Annotated in this window: 18 protein-coding genes and 1 pseudogene; 8 read left to right on the forward strand and 11 right to left on the reverse strand. The window is 71.0% G+C overall.

The window, feature by feature from the left end:
* A pseudogene (locus tag AB0O67_RS20985) lies at nt 1-102 on the reverse strand (cholesterol esterase); the annotation flags it as partial.
* Nucleotides 103-748: 646 nt separating this feature from the next.
* Complete coding sequence (locus AB0O67_RS20990; protein ID WP_365452153.1) at nt 749-1720, reverse strand: tetratricopeptide repeat protein; 972 nt, start codon at nt 1718-1720, stop codon at nt 749-751.
* A gap of 270 nt (nt 1721-1990) precedes the next feature.
* Here AB0O67_RS20990 and AB0O67_RS20995 point away from each other — a divergent pair, with 270 nt between their 5' ends.
* Nucleotides 1991-2689 (forward strand): TetR/AcrR family transcriptional regulator, encoded by a 699-nt coding sequence (locus AB0O67_RS20995; RefSeq protein ID WP_365452155.1) that lies wholly within the window; start codon nt 1991-1993, stop codon nt 2687-2689.
* Between the two features lie 126 nt (nt 2690-2815).
* On the opposite strand, the gene AB0O67_RS21000 is transcribed toward AB0O67_RS20995, so the two are convergent.
* The 5 genes from AB0O67_RS21000 to AB0O67_RS21020 form a co-directional block, all read right to left on the reverse strand.
* Nucleotides 2816-4516 (reverse strand): methylmalonyl-CoA mutase family protein, encoded by a 1701-nt coding sequence (locus AB0O67_RS21000; protein ID WP_365452157.1) that lies wholly within the window; start codon nt 4514-4516, stop codon nt 2816-2818.
* A gap of 129 nt (nt 4517-4645) precedes the next feature.
* On the reverse strand, nt 4646-4984 hold the full coding sequence (locus AB0O67_RS21005; protein ID WP_365452159.1) for a DUF3817 domain-containing protein: 339 nt from the start codon (nt 4982-4984) through the stop codon (nt 4646-4648).
* Between the two features lie 43 nt (nt 4985-5027).
* On the reverse strand, nt 5028-5537 hold the full coding sequence (locus AB0O67_RS21010; protein ID WP_365452161.1) for a MarR family transcriptional regulator: 510 nt from the start codon (nt 5535-5537) through the stop codon (nt 5028-5030).
* Between the two features lie 109 nt (nt 5538-5646).
* The gene (locus AB0O67_RS21015; protein WP_365452163.1) at nt 5647-5940 is read right to left on the reverse strand and encodes an MTH1187 family thiamine-binding protein; all 294 of its coding nucleotides are present in this window, start codon (nt 5938-5940) and stop codon (nt 5647-5649) included.
* The gene (locus AB0O67_RS21020) at nt 5937-6281 is read right to left on the reverse strand and encodes a DUF3817 domain-containing protein (RefSeq protein ID WP_365452165.1); all 345 of its coding nucleotides are present in this window, start codon (nt 6279-6281) and stop codon (nt 5937-5939) included. The genes AB0O67_RS21015 and AB0O67_RS21020 overlap by 4 nt, the downstream gene beginning before the upstream one ends.
* A 203-nt stretch (nt 6282-6484) precedes the next feature.
* Here AB0O67_RS21020 and AB0O67_RS21025 point away from each other — a divergent pair, with 203 nt between their 5' ends.
* From AB0O67_RS21025 to AB0O67_RS21040, 4 genes are all read left to right on the forward strand, one after another.
* Nucleotides 6485-7117, forward strand: coding sequence for an AIM24 family protein (locus AB0O67_RS21025; RefSeq protein ID WP_365452221.1), 633 nt, complete (start codon nt 6485-6487; stop codon nt 7115-7117).
* A gap of 1 nt (nt 7118) precedes the next feature.
* On the forward strand, nt 7119-7769 hold the full coding sequence (locus AB0O67_RS21030; RefSeq protein ID WP_365452167.1) for an AIM24 family protein: 651 nt from the start codon (nt 7119-7121) through the stop codon (nt 7767-7769).
* Nucleotides 7766-8566: an AIM24 family protein gene (locus tag AB0O67_RS21035; protein ID WP_365452169.1), complete on the forward strand. Its 801-nt coding sequence runs from the start codon at nt 7766-7768 to the stop codon at nt 8564-8566. Before AB0O67_RS21030 ends, AB0O67_RS21035 begins: the two co-directional genes overlap by 4 nt.
* 92 nt (nt 8567-8658) lie before the next feature.
* Entirely contained in the window at nt 8659-9135 is a 477-nt protein-coding gene (locus AB0O67_RS21040) for a MarR family transcriptional regulator (protein WP_365452171.1), read from the forward strand.
* Nucleotides 9136-9145: 10 nt separating this feature from the next.
* Here the strand turns inward: AB0O67_RS21040 and AB0O67_RS21045 are convergent, their stop codons facing one another.
* Nucleotides 9146-10618: an ATP-binding protein gene (locus AB0O67_RS21045; protein ID WP_365452173.1), complete on the reverse strand. Its 1473-nt coding sequence runs from the start codon at nt 10616-10618 to the stop codon at nt 9146-9148.
* Nucleotides 10615-11280, reverse strand: a complete 666-nt coding sequence (locus AB0O67_RS21050) for a response regulator transcription factor (RefSeq protein WP_365452175.1) — start codon at nt 11278-11280, stop codon at nt 10615-10617. Before AB0O67_RS21050 ends, AB0O67_RS21045 begins: the two co-directional genes overlap by 4 nt.
* A gap of 118 nt (nt 11281-11398) precedes the next feature.
* On the opposite strand from AB0O67_RS21050, the gene AB0O67_RS21055 reads away from it, so the two are divergent.
* Complete coding sequence (locus tag AB0O67_RS21055) at nt 11399-12280, forward strand: PepSY domain-containing protein (protein ID WP_365452177.1); 882 nt, start codon at nt 11399-11401, stop codon at nt 12278-12280.
* Nucleotides 12281-12377: 97 nt separating this feature from the next.
* Here the strand turns inward: AB0O67_RS21055 and meaB are convergent, their stop codons facing one another.
* Both meaB and AB0O67_RS21065 read right to left on the reverse strand, forming a co-directional pair.
* Nucleotides 12378-13337 (reverse strand): methylmalonyl Co-A mutase-associated GTPase MeaB, encoded by a 960-nt coding sequence (meaB, locus tag AB0O67_RS21060; protein WP_365452179.1) that lies wholly within the window; start codon nt 13335-13337, stop codon nt 12378-12380.
* A gap of 43 nt (nt 13338-13380) precedes the next feature.
* Nucleotides 13381-14586: an acetyl-CoA C-acetyltransferase gene (locus tag AB0O67_RS21065; RefSeq protein ID WP_365452181.1), complete on the reverse strand. Its 1206-nt coding sequence runs from the start codon at nt 14584-14586 to the stop codon at nt 13381-13383.
* A 149-nt stretch (nt 14587-14735) separates the two neighbouring features.
* On the opposite strand from AB0O67_RS21065, the gene mce reads away from it, so the two are divergent.
* Nucleotides 14736-15176 (forward strand): methylmalonyl-CoA epimerase, encoded by a 441-nt coding sequence (gene mce, locus AB0O67_RS21070; RefSeq protein WP_365452183.1) that lies wholly within the window; start codon nt 14736-14738, stop codon nt 15174-15176.
* Between the two features lie 210 nt (nt 15177-15386).
* Nucleotides 15387-19235 carry a polarized growth protein Scy gene (scy, locus tag AB0O67_RS21075; RefSeq protein ID WP_365452185.1) on the forward strand — a complete coding sequence of 1283 codons (3849 nt, stop codon included), beginning with the start codon at nt 15387-15389 and terminating at the stop codon, nt 19233-19235.
* Nucleotides 19236-19367: the final 132 nt, after the last annotated feature.

Raw genomic sequence — 19367 nt, forward strand, 5'->3', positions numbered from 1 at the left:
CTGCGCGAGAGCGACACCTATGCACGCCGTAGCGGCGACGCTGGGCACCATGACCACAGCGAACCGCTTCCATCTGGTCCCACCACGCACTTGGGACTCCATATTTCCTCCTTCTCGGACGTACATCGCCTGCCCCGACCAGATCCCAAAGGGAGCTCAACCGGACAGGGATGGGAGAAGTGCTACGTCCTCGGAAAGGAGAGCGCCCGCGCTCGGCGGCGCACAACGGCGCCCGAATCACCGGCGATCACCCCCGAGCGACAACCACTGGTCGCGCCTGACACGCATCACGCACAACCTTGCTGGACAGGCTTCGCCGGGTGGGCGAAGACCCCCCTGCCCAAGAGCCGGCGCCAGGGGCGTCGGCTCTGCTCGGTGGGGACCCAGGAAGTCCCGCGGCCCGATTGGATGTCGGGGTACGGGAATGGACCGAGCGTCGCCGATCGTGGTGCATTCTCGCCGCCCGCACAAGGGGGTTCGTTACTCGCTAGTAACGGCCGGATAACCGAACAACGACCAGCCGGACTCGGTCAGCGACTCTGGGTGCCAACTAGGGGTAGGACAAAACTATTGATCGCTGGACAGAATCCGACAGATGAACGCCCATGACTTACTCGCAGTAACAGCGGCCGCGATTACCAAGATTTGGTAAAGCGCGGCCGCCCTGGCGCCCCGTCGGACACTTCCTCACTCAGGGCTCACACGTCCCGACGTTCAGCAACTGACCAGGACCCGGGCCCCGCACTGCTCAGAACAGCGCGCGCGCCAGCGCCCGGCGAGCCGCGGTCACCCGCGGATCGTCCCCGCCGACCACCTCGAACAGCTCCAGCAGCCGCAGTCGTACGGCATCCCGGTCGTCGCCCGCCGTGCGGCGCACGGTGTCGATGAGCCGCCCGAAGGCGTCCTCGACATGACCGCCCACCAGGTCCAGGTCGGCGGCCACGATCTGCGCCTGCGCGTCGGCCGGCCGGTCGGCCGCCTCCTTGCGCACCCGCTGCACGTCCAGCCCCTGCACGCGCTGGAGCAACTCCGCCTGCGCCAGACCGAGTTTGGCCTCCGGGTGGGCGGGGTCGTCGGCGAGCACGTTCTTGTACGCCTGGACGGCCGTGGTCAGATCACCCGCGTCCAACGCCTGTGCGGCGGCGTTCAGCAGGGCGTCGTAAGGGCCGACGGGAGCCTCCGCCGGCTCCTGCCCGCCCGGCTGGGCCTCCGGGTCGACGGTCAGGCCGGTCAGCCCGAAGCGCTGCTCGGCGACGGTGACCAACTGGTCGAGAGTCTCCCGGATCTGCGCCTCCGCGGCGGCACCCTGGAAGAGCGGCAGCGCCTGGCCCGCGACGACCGCGAAGACCGCCGGGATCCCCTGGATCCCGAACTGCTGCATCAGCATCTGGTTGGCGTCGACATCGATCTTGGCGAGGAGGAAGCGACCGTTGTACTCGACGGCGAGCCGCTCCAGCACCGGGCTGAGCTGCTTGCAGGGCTCACACCACTCGGCCCAGAAGTCGATGACGACCGGGACCTCGGTGGAGCGCTGGAGGACGTCGCGCTCGAATCCGGCCTCATCGACGTCGATGACGAGATCGGCCGGGGAGACGGCCCCGCCGCCGCCCTCGCGCGCCGCTGTGGCGCGCGCCTGCTCGGCCTTGGCCTTGGCCTCCTGGGCCGCCTTCACCGCGGCGAGGTCGACGACGCCGCTCATGGACATGTTCCGTGGCTGCATGCGTCTATCCTCCCCCGTCACCCGGGCGTCTGTGAAAAGCGCCCTCGAAGCCGTGCGTGCGTTCGACGCCGGGTCCCCACCCCACGCCTGTGGTCGTCGCTCGTGCACGAGACGAATGTCCCCGTACGCCACGGGAGAACAGGTCGAACACGCGCTTTCGCTACGAGTCGTAGCGTAACGACAGGGGGCGCCCCGTCGACAGCCTCGCCTGGTGATCTCCCTCACTGTCGGCCGAAACCCGCCGCACGCGGGCCCGGATATGGTCGAAAGATGCAGAGCCGCACCCCCGCCGGCCGCACGGGTCGCCCGCGCAGCGCCGCCGCCGACACCGCCATCCTGGCCGCGACCCGGGCGGCCCTGGTGGAACTCGGCTGGTCCAAGCTCACCTTGGGAGACGTCGCGGCCCGCGCCGGGGTTGCGAAAACGACGCTCTACCGCCGCTGGGCGGGCAAGAACGAACTGGTCGTCGACGCGGTGGCGGAACTCTTCGACGAACTGCGCCTGCCCGACCGCGGCACCCTGGGCGCCGACATCGAGGGCGTGGTGCTCCAGCTGGCCGCGATCCTGGACCGGCCGGAGGCCAGGAGCGGCCTGATGGCGGTGGTCGCGGAGTCGACCCGCGACCCCGCGCTGCGCGAACGCGTCCGCGCGACGATCGTCGACCGCCAGAAACGCCTGGTCGTGGTGGGCCGGGCCCGCGCACAGGCACGCGGCGAACTCCCGGCGGAGCCCGACCCCACCGACGCGGCCCCCACCGTGGACCTGATCTTCGACATGGTGGCGGGGGCGGTGGTCCACCGCTCCCTGGTCAGCGCGGAACCGGCGGACGCGGACTGGGCGCGCTCACTGACTCGGGTACTGCTGCTGGGGCTGGCGGGTGCGGCGACGGCCGAACGGGGCGGGGAAGCGGGGAACGCCGGGCGACTCGAAAGACCCGTACGGGAAGAAGGCGACGCGGACACGACGTGATCCCGGTGGATCGCCCTGGCTGAGCGGGAAGAGGGGAGTCGCGGGCAGCGGGCGACAGCGGTCCAGGCTCTCGGCTGTGTGCCGGAGTCCGGACCGCTGTGTCGTCGGCCGGCGTCCTCGGCGGGCCTAGAAGCCCGCCGGCTCCGTGTACACGCCCCACTCGTCGCGCAGGGCGTCGCAGATCTCACCGAGGGTCGCCTCGGCGCGTACGGCCGTCAGCATCGGCTCGATCATGTTGGTGCCGTCGCGTGCGGCGTCGAGCATCGCGCCGAGTGCCGTGCGGACGGCCGCCTCGTCGCGGCCCGTGCGGCGCGCGGACAGCGCGCGTACCTGCTCGCGCTCCACCTCGTGGCTGACCCGCAGGATCTCCAGGTCGCCGGTGACGGAGCCGGTGTGGGCGTTGACGCCGACGACCCTCTTGTCGCCCTTCTCCAGGGACTGCTGGTAGCGGAACGCGGACTCGGCGATCTCGCCGGTGAACCAGCCGTCCTCGATACCGCGCAGGATGCCGGAGGTGATCGGGCCGATCGGGTGCCGGCCGTCGGGGTGCGCCCGCAGGCCGCGCTCCCTGATCTGGTCGAAGATCTTCTCCGCGTCGGCCTCGATACGGTCGGTCAGCTGCTCGACGAACCACGAACCGCCCAGCGGGTCGGCGACGTTGGCGACGCCGGTCTCCTCCATGAGGACCTGCTGGGTCCGCAGGGCGATCTCCGCGGCCTGCTCGGACGGCAGCGCCAGGGTCTCGTCGAGCGCGTTGGTGTGCAGCGAGTTGGTGCCGCCGAGGACCGCGGCGAGGGCCTCCACCGCCGTGCGGACGACGTTGTTGTACGGCTGCTGGGCGGTCAGCGAGACACCGGCGGTCTGGGTGTGGAAGCGCAGCCACTGGGCCTTGTCGGACTTGGCGCCGTACTCGTCCCGCATCCAGCGGGCCCAGATGCGGCGCGCGGCGCGGAACTTGGCGATCTCCTCGAAGAAGTCGAGGTGCGCGTCGAAGAAGAAGGACAGGCCGGGGGCGAAGACGTCCACGTCCAGGCCGCGGCTGAGGCCCAGTTCGACGTATCCGAAGCCGTCCGCGAGCGTGTACGCCAGCTCCTGCGCGGCCGTCGCGCCTGCCTCGCGGATGTGGTAGCCGGAGACGGAGAGGGGCTTGTAGGCCGGGATGCGCGTCGCGCAGTACTCCATCAGGTCGCCGATCAGGCGGAGATGCGGCTCGGGCTGGAAGAGCCACTCCTTCTGGGCGATGTACTCCTTGAAGATGTCCGTCTGGAGCGTGCCGTTCAGGACGGACGGGTCGACGCCCTGGCGCTCGGCGGCGACCAGGTACATGCAGAAGACCGGGACCGCCGGGCCGCTGATCGTCATCGACGTGGTGACGTCGCCGAGCGGGATGTCGCGGAAGAGCACGTCCATGTCGGAGGCCGAGTCGACGGCCACCCCGCAGTGGCCGACCTCGCCGAGCGAGCGCGGGTCGTCGGAGTCGCGGCCCATCAGGGTCGGCATGTCGAAGGCGACCGAGAGGCCGCCGCCGCCGGCCGCGAGGATCATCTTGTAGCGCTCGTTGGTCTGCTCGGCGTTGCCGAAGCCGGCGAACTGCCGGATCGTCCACGTGCGCCCTCGGTAGCCGGTCGGATACAGGCCACGCGTGAAGGGGTACTCCCCCGGCCAGCCGATCCGCTCGAAGCCCTCGTAGGTGTCCCCGGGTCGGGGCCCGTACACCGGCTCCACGGGGTCGCCGGAGAGCGTGGTGAAGTCCGCGTCGCGCTTGCGCGCCGCGTCGTACCGGGCCTGCCACCGTCGGCGGCCCTCTTCGATGGCGTCAGCGTCCATACCCTCGAATTTACTTGGACGTCCTAGTAAATGTCGACGGCTGGCGGCTGATTTGTTGGGGCGTCCGGGCAATCGGGTGAACGGCTGCCGCCGCACGCACGCGCGCACGGCGGGAGACGGCGGTTACGGCTAGGCCTTCACCGGGGCGGGTGAGCCCTGCGTGACCTGGGCGTCGAGCTCGCGGGAGATCTTCCGCTCGACGAAGAACGCCGCCGTCGGGATCGTGCCCGCGAGCAGCACCCACACCTGCTTGGCGACCGGCCACTTCGCCTTTGAGCCCAGGTCGAAGGCGAAGACGAGGTAGACCACGTACAGCCAGCCGTGCGCGATGGAGACGACCTGCGTCGCGTCCGCGGCACCGTCAATCTTCAGGCCGTACTTGGCGATCATGCACAGGCACAGCAGGACCAGGAGCACACCGGTGACGTAGGCCATGACGCGGTAGCGGGTCAGCACGCTCTTTTTCATGCGATCGAGCGTAACGGCCCGTTCCGGGCGATCTTCCGTCGGGTCACTGCTCCTCGAAGTCGCACGCCGAGACGCGCAGTGGGCGGAGCATGGCGAAGATCTCCGCGCATTCCTCGGCATCGTAGGCGCCCAGGCCGAAGTCCATCGCCATCAGGTCGCGGGTGGCCGACTCGACCACCTCGCGGCCCTTCTCGGTGATCACGGCGAGGGTGCCGCGGCCGTCGTTGGGGTTGGGGCGCCTGGCCACCAGGCCCGACTTCACCAGGCGGTCGACGGTGTTCGTGACGGAGGTCGGGTGCACCATGAGCCGCTCGCCGATCTTGGACATCGGCAGTTCGCCGGCCTTGGAGAAGGTGAGCAGCACCAGCGCCTCGTAGCGCGCGAACGTCAGGCCGTACGGCTTGACCACCGCGTCGACCTCGGCGAGCAGGATCTGGTGCGCCCGCATGATCGAGGTGATCGCGGCCATGGACGGCACGCTGCCCCAGCGCTGCTTCCAGAGTTCGTCGGCGCGGGCGATGGGGTCGAAGGGAAGGCTGAGCGGCTTCGGCACGTCACCAGACCTTACCCGCCGGTCATATCGTGGTCAGCCCTGTCTCGCGTATCGGTACGCACGGGAAGACCCCGGCCGGCGGGCCGGGCCGGGGCCGTTCCCGGTGCCGCTACGGGGCCAGGTGGCGTTCCACCGTCTCGACCTTGGACGTGAGGGCGTCCGTGACACCGGGGCGGATGTCCGCCTTGAGGACCAGGGACACCCGCGGCGCCCTCGCCTCCACGGCGGCCACCGCGCGCTTCACGACGTCCATGACCTCGTCCCACTCGCCCTCGACGGACGTGAACATCGCGTCCGTGCGGTTCGGCAGGCCGGACTCGCGCACCACGCGGACGGCGTCGGCGACGTACTCCCCCACGTCCTCGCCGACACCGAGGGGTGTGACGGAAAAGGCGACGATCACGCGCTCACGACCCCTTCCTTACGGGCACGCTCCGCGATCACCGCGTCCTCGGCCTCACGGCGCAGCTTGCGCTCGGCGAAGAAGCCGCCGGTGGGAAGCACGGAGAGAACGAAGTAGAGGGCGCCCGTGCCGAAGCTCCACTTGGCGCGGTTCCAGGCGTCCGCCCAGAAGATCACGTACAGGATGAACAGGACGCCGTGGACCGCGCCCATCACGGGAACCGCGTTGAATTCCGTGGTCCGCTTCAGCACCGAGCAGAGGAGCAGGATCAGGAAGGACACGGCCTCCGGGGCCGAGACCAGGCGGAGGCGGCGGAGGGCGGTGGCGGTCTTGAGATCCACGGGTCACCTTCGGTGGGAGATTCGCTGACGAGGCGGGTCGCTTTGTGAACGGACGCACAATCGCTCCGCCATTGTGGCAAACGGCCGGGCGGGCGAGGGCCCGGGGGTCCGGGTCCGGCCCCCTAGGGGTGCGGTCGGGGTCCGCCCCGGGAAACTGACTCTGTCGGCGGAGCCAATCGGGCGATACCTTCACATCCGTGGCGATGTTCCGACTTCAAGGCAGCAAGGTGCTCGCCGTCGACATGACCGGGGACGCCGTGAAGGCGAAGAACGGCTCGATGGTCGCGTACGACGGGCAGATGGCCTTCAAGAAGCTGAGCGGCGGCGGTGAGGGCATACGGGGGATGGTGACCCGGCGCATCACCGGCGAGCAGATGACCCTGATGGAGGTGAAGGGGCAGGGGACGTGCTGGTTCGCGGACCGGGCCTCGGAGATCAACCTGGTGAGTCTCCAGAACGACAAGCTCTACGTGGAGTCGAGCAATCTGCTCGCGACCGACGGCGGGCTGCGGACCGGCACGTCCTTCACGGGGCTGCGCGGCGCCTCGCAGGGCAACGGGCTGTTCACGACGACCGTCGAGGGGCACGGGCAGGCGGCGATCATGTCGGACGGGCCGGCGGTGGTGCTGCGGGTGAGCGCGCAGTACCCCCTGACCGTGGACCCGGGGGCATATGTGGCGCACCAGGGGAACCTGCGGCAGTCGTTCCAATCCGGTGTGACCTTCCGCACAGTGATGGGAGAGGGCGGGGGCGAGGCGTTCCAGATGCGGTTCGAGGGGGACGGGCTCGTGTACGTCCAGCCCAGTGAGCGGAACACGATCGCGGGGGATGTGTGACATGGGCTTCCGCGAGGTCAATGCGAAAATGGTCGAGGCGACCGTCATGCCGGGGCAGCGGCTGTTCAGCCAGCGCGGCGCCATGCTCGCCTACAGGGGCGAGGTGTCCTTCACCCCCAACATGGGCGGTGGGCAGGGCGGCATCATGTCGATGATCGGGCGCCGGGTGGCGAACGAGGACACCCCGCTCATGACCGTCGAGGGCAGCGGCACGGTGCTGTTCGGGCACGGCGGGCATCACGTGCAGGTGATCGACCTCACCGGGGACACGCTCTGCGTCGAGGCGGACCGGCTGCTCGCCTTCGAGGGCAGCCTCCAGCAGGGGACGATGTTCATGGGCTCCCAGGGCGGGGTCATGGGGATGGTGCGGGGGCAGGTCAGTGGGCAGGGGCTGTTCACGACGACGCTCAAGGGGCACGGTTCGGTGGCCGTCATGGCCCATGGCGGTGTCTTCGAGATTCCGATCAGCCCGCAGCGCCCGGTGCACGTCGACCCGCAGGCCTACGTCGCCCACCACGGCGACGTGCGCAACAAGCTCTCCACCGCGCTGGGCTGGCGGGACATGGTGGGGCGCGGCTCCGGCGAGGCGTTCCAGCTGGAGCTGAGCGGCAACGGCGCGGTGTACGTCCAGGCCTCGGAGGAGAAGCTGTGACCTACGGAACTCGGGGCGCCGGGCCGGTCGCGCACGACCCGGTGACGCTGCCCGCCGACGAGAACGTGAACGCTTACACCTTCTGTGTGGAGCTGAAGGGGACCCAGTGGTTCCTGCAGAAGGGGAAGATGATCGCCTACTACGGCTCGATCGACTTCAACGGCGTCGGGCACGGGCGATTGGACCGTCTTGTCCGTACGTCGTTCCATTCGCCACTGCACGCCGCGGACTGGGTCGTGGCGGAGGGCTCGGGCAAGATGCTCCTCGCCGACCGGGCCTTCGACGTGAATTCCTACGATCTGGAAGACGGCAACCTGACCATTCGCTCGGGCAACCTGCTCGCTTTTCAGCCAACTCTCGCGCTGAAGCAGTCGATCGTGCCGGGCTTTCTCACGCTGATCGGAACCGGAAAGTTCGTGGCCGCATCTAACGGTCCGGTGGTGTTCATGGAGCCGCCGATCCGGGTGGACCCGCAAGCGCTTGTCGGCTGGGCCGACTGCCCCTCGCCGTGCCACCACTACGACCACGGCTACATGACGGGCGTAATGGGCGGTCTACGTGCGATGACAGGCCTCGGCGGGGCCTCCGGGGAGGAGCATCAGTTCGAGTTCGTGGGAGCCGGTACGGTCCTGCTCCAGTCGACCGAGAACCTGATGGCCGAGCAGGCCACGGGGACGGTCCCGCACCAGGCCGGCGTACCCGGTGGTGGCGGGGTGACCGGAGGGCACGGACCGCAAGCCGGCGCACCGCGCCTTCCCGGACAGCTGGGGGACCTCCAGCGTCGCTTCGGGCTGTGAGCGGTAGTCTGCGGAGTGTGACGTCGAACGCGTGCGCACTGTCACACCACCCTCAGTAGTTCACATTTCAACCTCTTAGGTAGACTTCATTCATGGAGACCGAGACGGCCACGCGCTGGCTGACCGATGCGGAGCAGTGTGCCTGGCGCACCCACCTGGAGGTCAACAGGCTGTTGACGTACCAGCTCGAAAAGGACCTGCAGCCGTTCGGCCTGACGATGAACGACTACGAGATCCTGGTGAACCTTTCCGAGTCGGACGATTTGCGGATGCGGATGAGCGATCTCGCCTCCGCCACCATGCAGTCCAAGAGCCGCCTCTCGCACCAGATCACCCGCATGGAGAACGCCGACCTGGTGCGGCGCGAGAACTGCGAGTCCGACCGCCGCGGGCTGTACGCGGTGCTCACCGACCACGGCATGGAGACGATGCAGAAGGTCGCGCCCCACCATGTCTCGTCCGTACGGCGGCATTTCATCGACCTGTTGCCCTCCGATTCCCTCACCGAACTCGACAAGGCCCTGAAGCCGATCGCGGACCATCTGCGCGGGCAGCGCGGCCGGCCCTGACAGCGAAGTCCTAGGCGAGCGGCAGGCGGAGTTCGAACAGGGCTCCGCCTGCCGGCGCGTCATGGACCGTGAGGGTGCCGCCGTGCCGGGCCGCGACGTCGCGCGCGATGGCGAGACCGAGACCGGCGCCGCCCTCGTCCCGGCTGCGGGCGTCGTCCAGCCGTACGAACCGCTCGAAGACCCGCTCCCGGTCCGCCCCGGGTACGCCGTCCCCGTCGTCCGCGACCTGGACGACCGCCCGGTCCCCGTCCCGCCGTACGGCCACGGTGACCGCCGAGTGTGCGTGCCGCTGGGCGTTGTCCAGCAGATTGGCCAGCACCCGCCCCAGCTGCCCGCGCGATCCGGCCACTTCGAGCGAGTCCGCGTCGACCGACACGCCCTTGCGGCCCGCGGCCTGCTCACGCGCCAGCTCGGCGAGGTCGACCCGCGTGCCGGTGGGCCGCTCCCCCGCGTCCAGCCGGGCGAGCAGCAGCAGATCGGCGGCGAGCCTTTGCAGCCGTACGGTGTCCTCGACCGCGCCGTCCAGGTCCAGCAACTCCGGATGCGCCGCCGCCACCTCCAGCTGGGTGCGCAGGGAGGCGATCGGGCTGCGCAGCTCGTGCGAGGCGTCGGCGACGAAACGCCGCTGGCGGTCCACCGAGGTCTCCAGGGCGGCCAGCGTCTCGTTGGTGGTGCGGGCCAGGCGGGCGACCTCGTCGTGGGTGCCCGGTTCGGGGACCCGCCGGGAGAGGTCCTCGGAGGCGGTGATCTCGGCCATCTCGCTGCGGATCCCCTCCACGGGGCGCAGCGCGCGCCCGGTGACCAGCCAGGTCACCCCGGCGACGACGCCGAGCAGCAGGGGGAAGCCGATCAGCATCACGGTCTGCGCGGTGCTCACGGCGTTCTGCTCGGCGGCCAGCGGACCGCCCGCGTACACGGTGTACGTGCCCTGGCCGGGGACCTCGACCTGCACCTTGGCGAACCGGTAGTCCGCCTCGTCGCCGTCGATGGTCGCCGAGCCGTCCGTGAGGGACGACTCCTCGGCGATCTCGCCCGGCTGGAGCGTGGCCCCGGCGGAGTCGTCGTCACCCGCGTCGTCACCCGATTCGTCACCGGAGTCGTCGGAGTCGTCGGAGTCGTCGTCGCCCGAGCCGGTGCCCGGCTCGGGGGTGGGCGGCGGCTGCTTCTGCGGCCGGACGGCGTTCGTGCCCGTTCCGCTGATGCGCTCCAGCTTCTCGCTGGCCGCGACCAGCGTGCCGTCCTCGGCGACGACCTGGACGGGACGGTCGTCGTCGTCCAGGGACAGCTGGTCGGCACGCTTGCCGCCGGCCAGGTCGGCCGCGACCGTCCGGGCGGAGCGCTCCGCCTCGGTACCGGCCTGCTCGGTCAGGTTGGAGTAGAGGGACAGCAGGACGGCGGCCCCCGCGGCGACCAGGGCCACGGCGACGACCAGTGTGGCACCGAGCGTGGCCCGGGCCCGGACGGAACCGAACAGCCGGCTCATCTCGGCCCCTCCAGCCGGTAGCCGGCGCCCCGCACCGTACGGATCAGCCCCGCACCGAGCTTGCGGCGCAGCGCGCTGACGTACACCTCGACGATGTTCGGATCGCCCTCGTACGCGAAGTCCCAGACGTGCTCCAGGATCTCCGTCTTGGACACCACCTCGCCGGCCCGCACCGCGAGCTGCTCCAGCACGGAGAACTCCTTCGCGGTCAGGGCGATCTCGTCGTCGTCACGGGTGACCCGGCGGGCGGCGGTGTCGACGCGCAGGGGGCCGACCGCTAGGACCGGCGAGGCGCCGTGCTGGCCGCGGCGGCGCAGCAGGGCGCGGACGCGGGCGACCAAAACGACGTAGGAGAACGGCTTGGTCAGGTAGTCGTCGGCGCCCGTGTCCAGGCCCTCCGCCTCGTCGTACTCGCCGTCCTTCGCGGTGAGCATCAGGATCGGCACGTCGTTGCCGGCGGCGCGCAGGGTGGAGCAGACGCGGTAGCCGTTCATGCCGGGCAGCATGATGTCGAGGACGAGCAGGTCGTAGGGCGACTCCGTCGCCCGGTGCAGGCCCTCCAGGCCGTCGTGGACGACGTCCACGGCGTAGCCCTCCGCCGTCAGGCCCTTGGCGAGGGACAGCGCAAGGCGTTTCTCGTCCTCCACGATCAGCAGCCGCATGCCCCAAGGGTCGCAAACCCAACCTGAAGTGATCTTCAGGCGGCTTCAGCGTGGCTTCAGGCGTCGGACGGCAGCGTGGTGGACGTCGTAACGACACCCGAACTCGGGGAGGAAACCCATGAAGCGCAACATCGCCATCGCCGCAGTGGTCGCGACCGCCGTGATCGGCGGCGGCACGACCCTGGCTTTCGCGGGCAGCGGCGGCGACTCGCCGGCCACGCCGACCGCGTCCGCGTCCACCGACGCGGTGGGCGCCGATCAGCGGGACGACCAGGGGGACGACGACCGGGACGACGACGGCACCGCCGTCCGCGGCGCGCAGGTGACGGCCGCGGAGGCCGTCGAGGCGGCGCTGAAGGCGCGGCCGGGGACCGCGGTCTCGGCGGACCTCGACGACGACAGCGACGACGGCGACGACCGGCGGGGCTGGGAGGTCGAGGTGCTCGGCCAGGGCACGACCTCGTACACGGTGCACGTGGACCCGGCGTCGGGGAGGGTGCTCGGCACGTCGACCGACCGGGACGACGACGGTGACGACGACCGGGACGACCGGGCCGCGCTGAAGGGCGCCCGGGTCACCGCGCTGGAGGCGGCGAACGCCGCGTCGGCGAAGGGGTTCGTCACCTCGGTGGACCTCGATGACGACGACCGGGTGAACTCGTGGGACGTCGAGACCGGCGGCACGGACGGCAAGGAGGGCCAATGGAACGTCGACCTGAAGTCGGGCCAGGTCACCGCGGACCGTGACGACGACCGGGACGACGACCAGGGCGACGACCGTGGTGACCGGGACGACGATCACGCGGACGACCGGGACGACAGTCGTGCGGACGACCGTTCCGACGACCAGAACGACGACCGTGGTGACCGGGACGACGACCGTGGTGACGACCGGGACCACAGCCGTGCGGACGACCAGGACGACCGTTCCGACGACCACGGCAAGGACAACGGCAAGGACAACGACGACGACCAGGGTGACGACCGCGGCGAGGACTGACCGCGCTCAGAGCCGGGCTCCCCGGACCCCGCCTCCGGCCTGAACGGCCCTGACCCCTCGAGCGCCGGTACGAGCTGCGACCCGTACCGGCGTTGCGTCATGCCCCGTCCGTGACCCCCGCCACCAGCTCGTCCGCCGCGCGGTACGGGTCCAGCTCGCCGGCCACTATCCGCTCCGCCAGCGCGCTCAGGCGGCGGTCGCCGTGGAGGTCCGCGATGCGTTCCCGCAGTGCCGTGACCGCGATGGTCTCGACCTCGCGGGAGGCCCGGGACCGCCGGCGCTCCGTCAGCACGCCCCGTTCCTCCATCCAGGCGCGGTGCTTCTCCAGCGCCTCCACGACCTCGTCGACGCCCTCGGCGCGCGCGGCGACCGTCTTGACGATCGGCGGGCGCCAGTCGCCGGGGGCGCGGGACTCGCCGAGGCCGAGCATGTGGTTCAGTTCGCGGGCCGTGGCGTCGGCGCCGTCGCGGTCCGCCTTGTTGACGACGTAGACGTCGCCGATCTCCAGGATTCCGGCCTTGGCCGCCTGGATGCCGTCGCCCATACCGGGGGCGAGGAGGACGACCGAGGTGTCGGCCTGGGAGGCGATCTCCACCTCCGACTGGCCGACGCCCACCGTCTCGACGAGGATCACGTCGCAGCCCGCCGCGTCCAGCACGCGGATCGCCTGCGGCGCGGCCCAGGCCAGGCCGCCGAGGTGGCCCCGGGTGGCCATGGAGCGGATGTAGACGCCGGGGTCGGAGGCGTGGTCCGACATCCGGACCCGGTCACCGAGCAGGGCTCCGCCGGAGAACGGGGACGACGGGTCGACGGCCAGGACGCCGACCCGCCTGCCCTGCTTGCGGTACGCCGTCACCAGCGCCGAGGTCGTGGTGGACTTCCCGACGCCCGGGGAGCCGGTGAGGCCGACCACGTACGCCCCGCCGGTCAGGGGGGCCAGCGTCGCCATGACCTCCCTGAGCTGCGGGGACGCCCCCTCCACCAGCGAGATCAACCGGGCCACGGCACGCGGCCGGCCCTCCCTCGCCTGGGCCACCAGCGTGGAGACGTCCTGCATCACAGCTCCGTTCACATCACCGACACGACAGACTGACGACTGCTCAGTGCTTCGGTACCCGCACGATCAGCGCGTCACCCTGACCGCCACCACCGCACAGCGCCGCCGCGCCGACGCCGCCACCACGCCGCTTCAGCTCCAGCGCCAGGTGGAGTACGAGACGGGCCCCGGACATCCCGATCGGGTGACCCAGGGCAATGGCGCCGCCGTTGACGTTCACCCTTTCGCTGGACACCCCGAGGTCCTTCATTGACTGCACGGCGACAGCGGCGAAGGCCTCGTTGATCTCGATCAGGTCGAGGTCCGAGACCTCCAGGCCCTCCTTCTTCAGGGCGTGCCCGATGGCGTTGGACGGCTGGGACTGGAGGGAGTTGTCGGGGCCCGCGACGTTGCCGTGCGCGCCGATCTCCGCGATCCACTCCAGGCCGAGCTCCTCGGCCTTCGCCTTGCTCATCACCACGACCGCGGCCGCGCCGTCGGAGATCTGCGAGGACGAGCCCGCGGTGATCGTGCCGTCCTTGGCGAACGCCGGGCGCAGCTTGCCCAGCGACTCGGCCGTGGTGTCGCCGCGGATGCCCTCGTCCTTGCTGAAGACGACCGGCTCGCCCTTGCGCTGCGGGATCTCGACCGGGGTGATCTCGGCCTCGAAGATGCCGTTCTTCTGCGCGGCGGCGGCGCGCTGGTGGGACAGCGCGGCGATCTCGTCCTGCTCCGGGCGGGCGATGCCGAGCCGGGTGTTGTGCTTCTCCGTGGACTCGCCCATGGCGATGTTCTCGAAGGCGTCGGTCAGGCCGTCGTGGGCCATCGCGTCGAGCATCTCGACCGCGCCGTACTTGAAGCCCTCGCGGGACTTCGACAGCAGGTGCGGGGCGTTCGTCATGGACTCCTGGCCACCCGCCACGACCACGTCGAACTCGCCGGCGCGGATCAGCTGGTCGGCGAGGGCGATGGCGTCGAGGCCGGAGAGGCACACCTTGTTGATGGTCAGTGCCGGGACGCTCATCGGGATCCCGGCCTTGACCGCGGCCTGGCGCGCCGGGATCTGCCCGGCCCCGGCCTGGAGCACCTGGCCCATGATCACGTACTGCACCTGGTCGCCGCCGATCCCCGCGCGGTCGAGGGCGGCCTTGATCGCGAAGCCGCCGAGGTCGGCTCCGGAGAAGGACTTCAGCGAACCGAGCAGCCGTCCCATCGGGGTGCGGGCACCCGCGACGATGACGGAAGTCGAGCCGTTCTTTGCAGAAGACATGAGCTGCGATCCCCTTCCGGCCTGCACTGGCCGAGGAGTGAACGAGGGTTTACTTCGAATGTACTGAGCGGTACTCCACCCCGTCATCGGGCTGTCGGTGTGATCGCGCGCACGTTGCGTAACCACCTCCGGAGCGCTGCACTGAATCCATGCTGACGCGAATCGACCACATCGGGATCGCCTGTCACGACCTCGACGCGACTGTCGAGTTCTACCGGGCCACGTACGGCTTCGAGGTTTTCCACTCCGAGGTCAACGAGGAGCAGGGCGTACGCGAGGCCATGCTCAAGATCAACGATACGTCCGACGGCGGATCCTCGTACCTGCAGCTCCTGGAGCCGACCCGGGAGGACTCCACGGTGGCCAAGTGGCTCGCCAAGAACGGCGAGGGTGTGCACCACATCGCCTTCGGTACGGCGGACGTCGACGGGGACGCGGCCGCGATCAAGGACAAGGGCGTACGCGTTCTGTACGAGGAGCCCCGGCGCGGCTCCATGGGGTCACGGATCACCTTCCTGCACCCCAAGGATTGTCACGGCGTACTGACAGAACTGGTCACTTCGGCGCCTGTTGAGTCACCTGAGCACTGATGCTCGTACATATGGGCCGGTAGGGTTGGGGGCGGTCGTCGCTTCCACACGGGCGATCGCATTCCGGGGTCCGGGTTTCGGGGGACGAGCGTCGGGGCAGCAGCCCATGCTCCGTCGTTGATCTGACACCATTCCCCGGGGGCCCCGTTCGGCGGATGGACGGAGCTCGTTTGGAGAGACTTGCGACCAGGGGACGGATGGGACCGCGCAGTGCGGGGCTACGAGAGCCAGGAGCGAGAGCCGGCGGCTGACGTCGACCACCTCACTCGGTTCGAAGCCGAGATGAAACGGCTGAGGACCGAGCGGGAAAAGGCCATCCAGCACGCCGAGGACCTCGGCTACCAGGTCGAGGTGCTGCGCGCCAAGCTGCACGAGGCGCGGCGCACGCTCATGACCCGGCCTGCCTATGACAGCGCCGACATCGGCTATCAGGCCGAACAGTTGCTGCGTAACGCCCAGATGCAGGCGGACCAGATCCGGGCGGACGCCGACCGTGAGCTGAGCCAGGCACGGGCGCAGACCCAGCGGATCCTGCAGGAGCACGCCGAGCAGGCGGCCCGGCTCCAGGCCGAGCTGCACGCGGAGGCCGTGTCCCGCCGGCAGCAGCTCGACCAGGAGCTCGCCGAGCGCCGGCAGACCGTCGAGTCGCACGTCAACGAGAACGTGGCCTGGGCCGAGCAGCTGCGGGCCCGCACCGAGCAGCAGGCCCGCCGCCTCCTGGAGGAGTCCCGCACCGAGGCCGAGCAGGCCATGGCGGCCGCGCGGGCGGAGGCCGAGCGGCTGACCGCCGAGGCCCGCCAGCGTCTGCAGAGCGAGGCCGAGAGCGCCCGCGCGGAGGCCGAGCAGCTGCTGCGCCGGGCCCGTACGGACGCCGAGCGGCTGCTGAACGCCGCCTCCACGCAGGCCCAGGAGGCCACCGACCACGCCGAGCAGCTGCGGACCTCGACCGTCTCCGAGTCGGACGCCGCCCGCCGCCAGGCCGGCGAGCTGAGCCGGGCCGCCGAGCAGCGGATGGCCGAGGCCGAGGAGGCGCTGCGCAAGGCGCAGTCCGAGGCGGAGAAGCTCGTCACCGAGGCCAAGGAGGCCGCGGCCAAGGCCCTCTCCGGCGCCGAGGCGGCGAACGAGACCCGCACGCGCACCGCCAAGGAGCAGGTCGCCCGGCTCGTCAGCGAGGCCACGAAGGAGGCCGAGGCCACCAAGGCCGAGGCCGAGCAGGTCGTCGCGGACGCCCGCGCCGAGGCCGAGAAGATCGTCGCGGAGGCCGGCGAGAAGGCCCGTTCGGCCACCGCCGAGGAGACCGCGAGCCAGCTGTCCAAGGCGGCCAGGACCGCCGAGGACGTGCTCAACAAGGCGTCGGAGGACGCCAAGAAGACCACCAAGGCGGCCACCGAGGAGGCCGAGCGGATCCGCCGCGAGGCGGAGACCGAGGCCGACCGGCTGCGCGCCGAGGCGCACGACATCGCCGAGCAGCTCAAGGGCGCGGCGAAGGACGACACCAAGGAGTACCGCGCCAAGACCGTCGAACTCCAGGAGGAGGCACGGCGGCTGCGCGGCGAGGCCGAACAGCTGCGCGCCGAGGCGGTCGACGAGGGCGAGAAGATCCGCGCGGAGGCCCGTAGGCAGGCCGTGGCGCAGATCGAGGAGGCGGCCAGGACCGCCGAGGAACTGCTCGCCAAGGCCAAGGCCGACGCCGACGAGCAGCGGCAGAGCGCGACCACGGACAGCGAGAAGGTCCGCACCGAGGCGATCGAGCGCGCCACCACGCTGCGCCGGCAGGCCGAGGAGACGCTGGAGCGCACCCGCAAGGAGGCCGAGCGGCACCGCGCGGAGGTCCTGGAGCAGTCCGAGGGCATCCGCAACGACGCCGAGCGGGCCGCACGGGAGCTGCGCGAGGAGACCGAGCGGGCCGTCGAGTCCCGCCACGCGGAGGCCGCCGACGAGCTGACGCGGCTGCACACCGAGGCGGAGACCCGGCTCGCCGCCGCCGAGCAGGCGCTGACCGACGCCCGCGAGGAGGCCGAGCGGATCCGCCGGGAGGCCGCCGAGGAGACCGAGCGGCAGCGCGCGGAGTCGGCGGAGCGGATCCGCGCGCTCCAGGCGCAGGCCGAGGCGGAGGCCGAACGGCTGCGCGACGAGGCCGCGTCCGACGCGTCCGCCTCGCGGGCGGAGGGCGAGTCCATCGCCGTACGTCTGCGGTCGGAGGCCGCGGCGGAGGCCGAGCGGCTGAAGTCGGAGGCGCAGGACACCGCCGACCGGGTACGGGCCGAGGCGCAGGCCGCGGCCGAGCGGCTGGCGCAGGAGGCGTCCGAGACGCTGGCCGCCGCGCAGGAGGAGGCCGCCCGGCGCCGCCGCGAGGCCGAGGAACTCCTCGGCTCGGCCCGCCAGGAGGCCGACCAGGAGCGCGAGCGGGCCCGCGAGCAGAGCGAGGAGCTGCTGGCCTCGGCGCGCAAGCGCGTGGAGGAGGCGCAGGCCGAGGCCGTGCGCCTGGTGGAGGAGGCCGACCGGCGCGCCACCGAGATGGTGTCCGCGGCCGAGCTCCATGCCCAGCAGGTACGCGACTCCGTCACCGGGCTGCACGAGCAGGCGCAGGAGGAGATCTCCGGGCTGCGCAACGCCGCCGAGCACGCGGCGGACCGCACCCGCCGGGAGGCGCAGGAGGAGGCGGACCGGGTCCGCGCCGACGCGTACGCCGAGCGGGAGCGGGCCACCGAGGACGCGGGCCGGCTTCGGCGGGAGGCGAGCGAGGAGTCGGAGGCCGCCAAGGCGCTGGCCGAGCGCACCATGTCGGAGGCGATCGCCGAGTCGGAGCGGCTGCGCGCCGAAGCGGCCGAGCACGCCCAGCGGGTGCGCACCGAGGCGTCGGACGCGATCGCCGAGGCCGACCAGGCGGCGGCGCGTACGCGTGCGGACGCCCGCGAGGACGCCAACCGGATCCGGTCGGACGCGGCGACGCAGGCGGACACCCTCATCACCGAGGCGCGCCACGAGGCGGAGCGGCTCCAGTCGGAGACCGTCGCCGAGGCCGAGCGGGTGCGCGGCGAGGCGGTCGCGAAGGCCGAGAGGCTGATCGGGAACGCGAGCGGCGAGGCGGAGCGGCTGCGTGCCGAGGCCGCGGAGACGGTCGGGTCGGCGCAGCAGCACGCCGAGCGGATCCGCACCGAGGCCCAGCGGGTCAGGGCGGAGGCCGCCCAGGAGGCCGACCGGGTCACCACGGCCGCGCGCGAGGAGGCCGAGCGGACCCTGGACGAGGCGCGCAAGGACGCCAACAAGCGGCGTTCGGAGGCGGCCGAGCAGGTCGACACGCTCATCACGGAGACCACGTCCGAGGCCGACAAGCTGCTCACCGAGGCGCAGCAGCAGGCGCAGAAGACGACCGCGGACGCCGAGGCGCAGGCCGACTCCATGGTGGGCGCGGCCCGCAAGGAGGCCGACCGGCTGGTGTCCGAGGCGACGGTCGAGGGCAACGGACGGGTGGAGAAGGCCCGTACGGACGCGGACGAACTGCTCGTCGGCGCGCGCCGGGACGCGACCGCCATAAGGGAGCGGGCCGAGGAGCTGCGGGCGCGGATCACCGCGGAGATCGAGGAGTTGCACGAGCGGGCCCGCCGGGAGGCCGCGGAGACCATGAAGTCGACCGGCGACCGCTGTGACGCGCTCATCAAGGCCGCCGAGGAGCAGCTCGCCAAGGCACAGGCGAAGGCCAAGGAGCTGGTGTCGGAGGCCAATTCCGAGGCCGGCAAGGTGCGCATCGCCGCCGTCAAGAAGGCGGAGGGCCTGCTGAAGGAGGCCGAGCAGAAGAAGGCGGCGCTGGTCAAGGAGGCCGAGGAGCTCAAGGCGGAGGCCGTCCAGGAGGCCCGGCGCACCGTCGAGGAGGGCAAGCGCGAACTGGAGGTCCTGGTGCGCCGGCGCGAGGACATCAACGCCGAGATCTCGCGGGTGCAGGACGTGCTGGAGGCGCTGGAGTCCTTTGAGACTCCGTCAGCCGGCAAGGACGGCACGGTCAAGGCCGGCGCGACGGTCGGCGCCCCTCGATCGGGTGGGAAGTCTTCGGAGGGCTAGCCCTCGGGGTGCGATTCCGGTGCGTTCCGGGTGCTTTGACCAAGTCTTCGACTTGACCTTTGGCAAGCAGTCCTGGGGTTAGCCACTCAAAAGGGGTGTCATTCTCCAGATCAAACACGCATCCGCTCGATG

Source organism: Streptomyces sp. NPDC086077 (assembly GCF_040686175.1).
Classification (GTDB): domain Bacteria; phylum Actinomycetota; class Actinomycetes; order Streptomycetales; family Streptomycetaceae; genus Streptomyces.

Bases quoted from the DNA above. Each gene is read 5' to 3' on its own strand.
- AB0O67_RS20990 (WP_365452153.1), bottom strand. From the start codon at position 1,720: ATGCAGCCACGGAACATGTCCATGAGCGGCGTCGTCGACCTCGCCGCG.
- AB0O67_RS20995 (WP_365452155.1), top strand. From the start codon at position 1,991: ATGCAGAGCCGCACCCCCGCCGGCCGCACGGGTCGCCCGCGCAGCGCC.
- AB0O67_RS21000 (WP_365452157.1), bottom strand. From the start codon at position 4,516: ATGGACGCTGACGCCATCGAAGAGGGCCGCCGACGGTGGCAGGCCCGG.
- AB0O67_RS21005 (WP_365452159.1), bottom strand. From the start codon at position 4,984: ATGAAAAAGAGCGTGCTGACCCGCTACCGCGTCATGGCCTACGTCACC.
- AB0O67_RS21025 (WP_365452221.1), top strand. From the start codon at position 6,485: ATGTTCCGACTTCAAGGCAGCAAGGTGCTCGCCGTCGACATGACCGGG.
- AB0O67_RS21030 (WP_365452167.1), top strand. From the start codon at position 7,119: ATGGGCTTCCGCGAGGTCAATGCGAAAATGGTCGAGGCGACCGTCATG.
- AB0O67_RS21040 (WP_365452171.1), top strand. From the start codon at position 8,659: ATGGAGACCGAGACGGCCACGCGCTGGCTGACCGATGCGGAGCAGTGT.
- AB0O67_RS21045 (WP_365452173.1), bottom strand. From the start codon at position 10,618: ATGAGCCGGCTGTTCGGTTCCGTCCGGGCCCGGGCCACGCTCGGTGCC.
- AB0O67_RS21050 (WP_365452175.1), bottom strand. From the start codon at position 11,280: ATGCGGCTGCTGATCGTGGAGGACGAGAAACGCCTTGCGCTGTCCCTC.
- AB0O67_RS21055 (WP_365452177.1), top strand. From the start codon at position 11,399: ATGAAGCGCAACATCGCCATCGCCGCAGTGGTCGCGACCGCCGTGATC.
- meaB (WP_365452179.1), bottom strand. From the start codon at position 13,337: ATGCAGGACGTCTCCACGCTGGTGGCCCAGGCGAGGGAGGGCCGGCCG.
- AB0O67_RS21065 (WP_365452181.1), bottom strand. From the start codon at position 14,586: ATGTCTTCTGCAAAGAACGGCTCGACTTCCGTCATCGTCGCGGGTGCC.
- mce (WP_365452183.1), top strand. From the start codon at position 14,736: ATGCTGACGCGAATCGACCACATCGGGATCGCCTGTCACGACCTCGAC.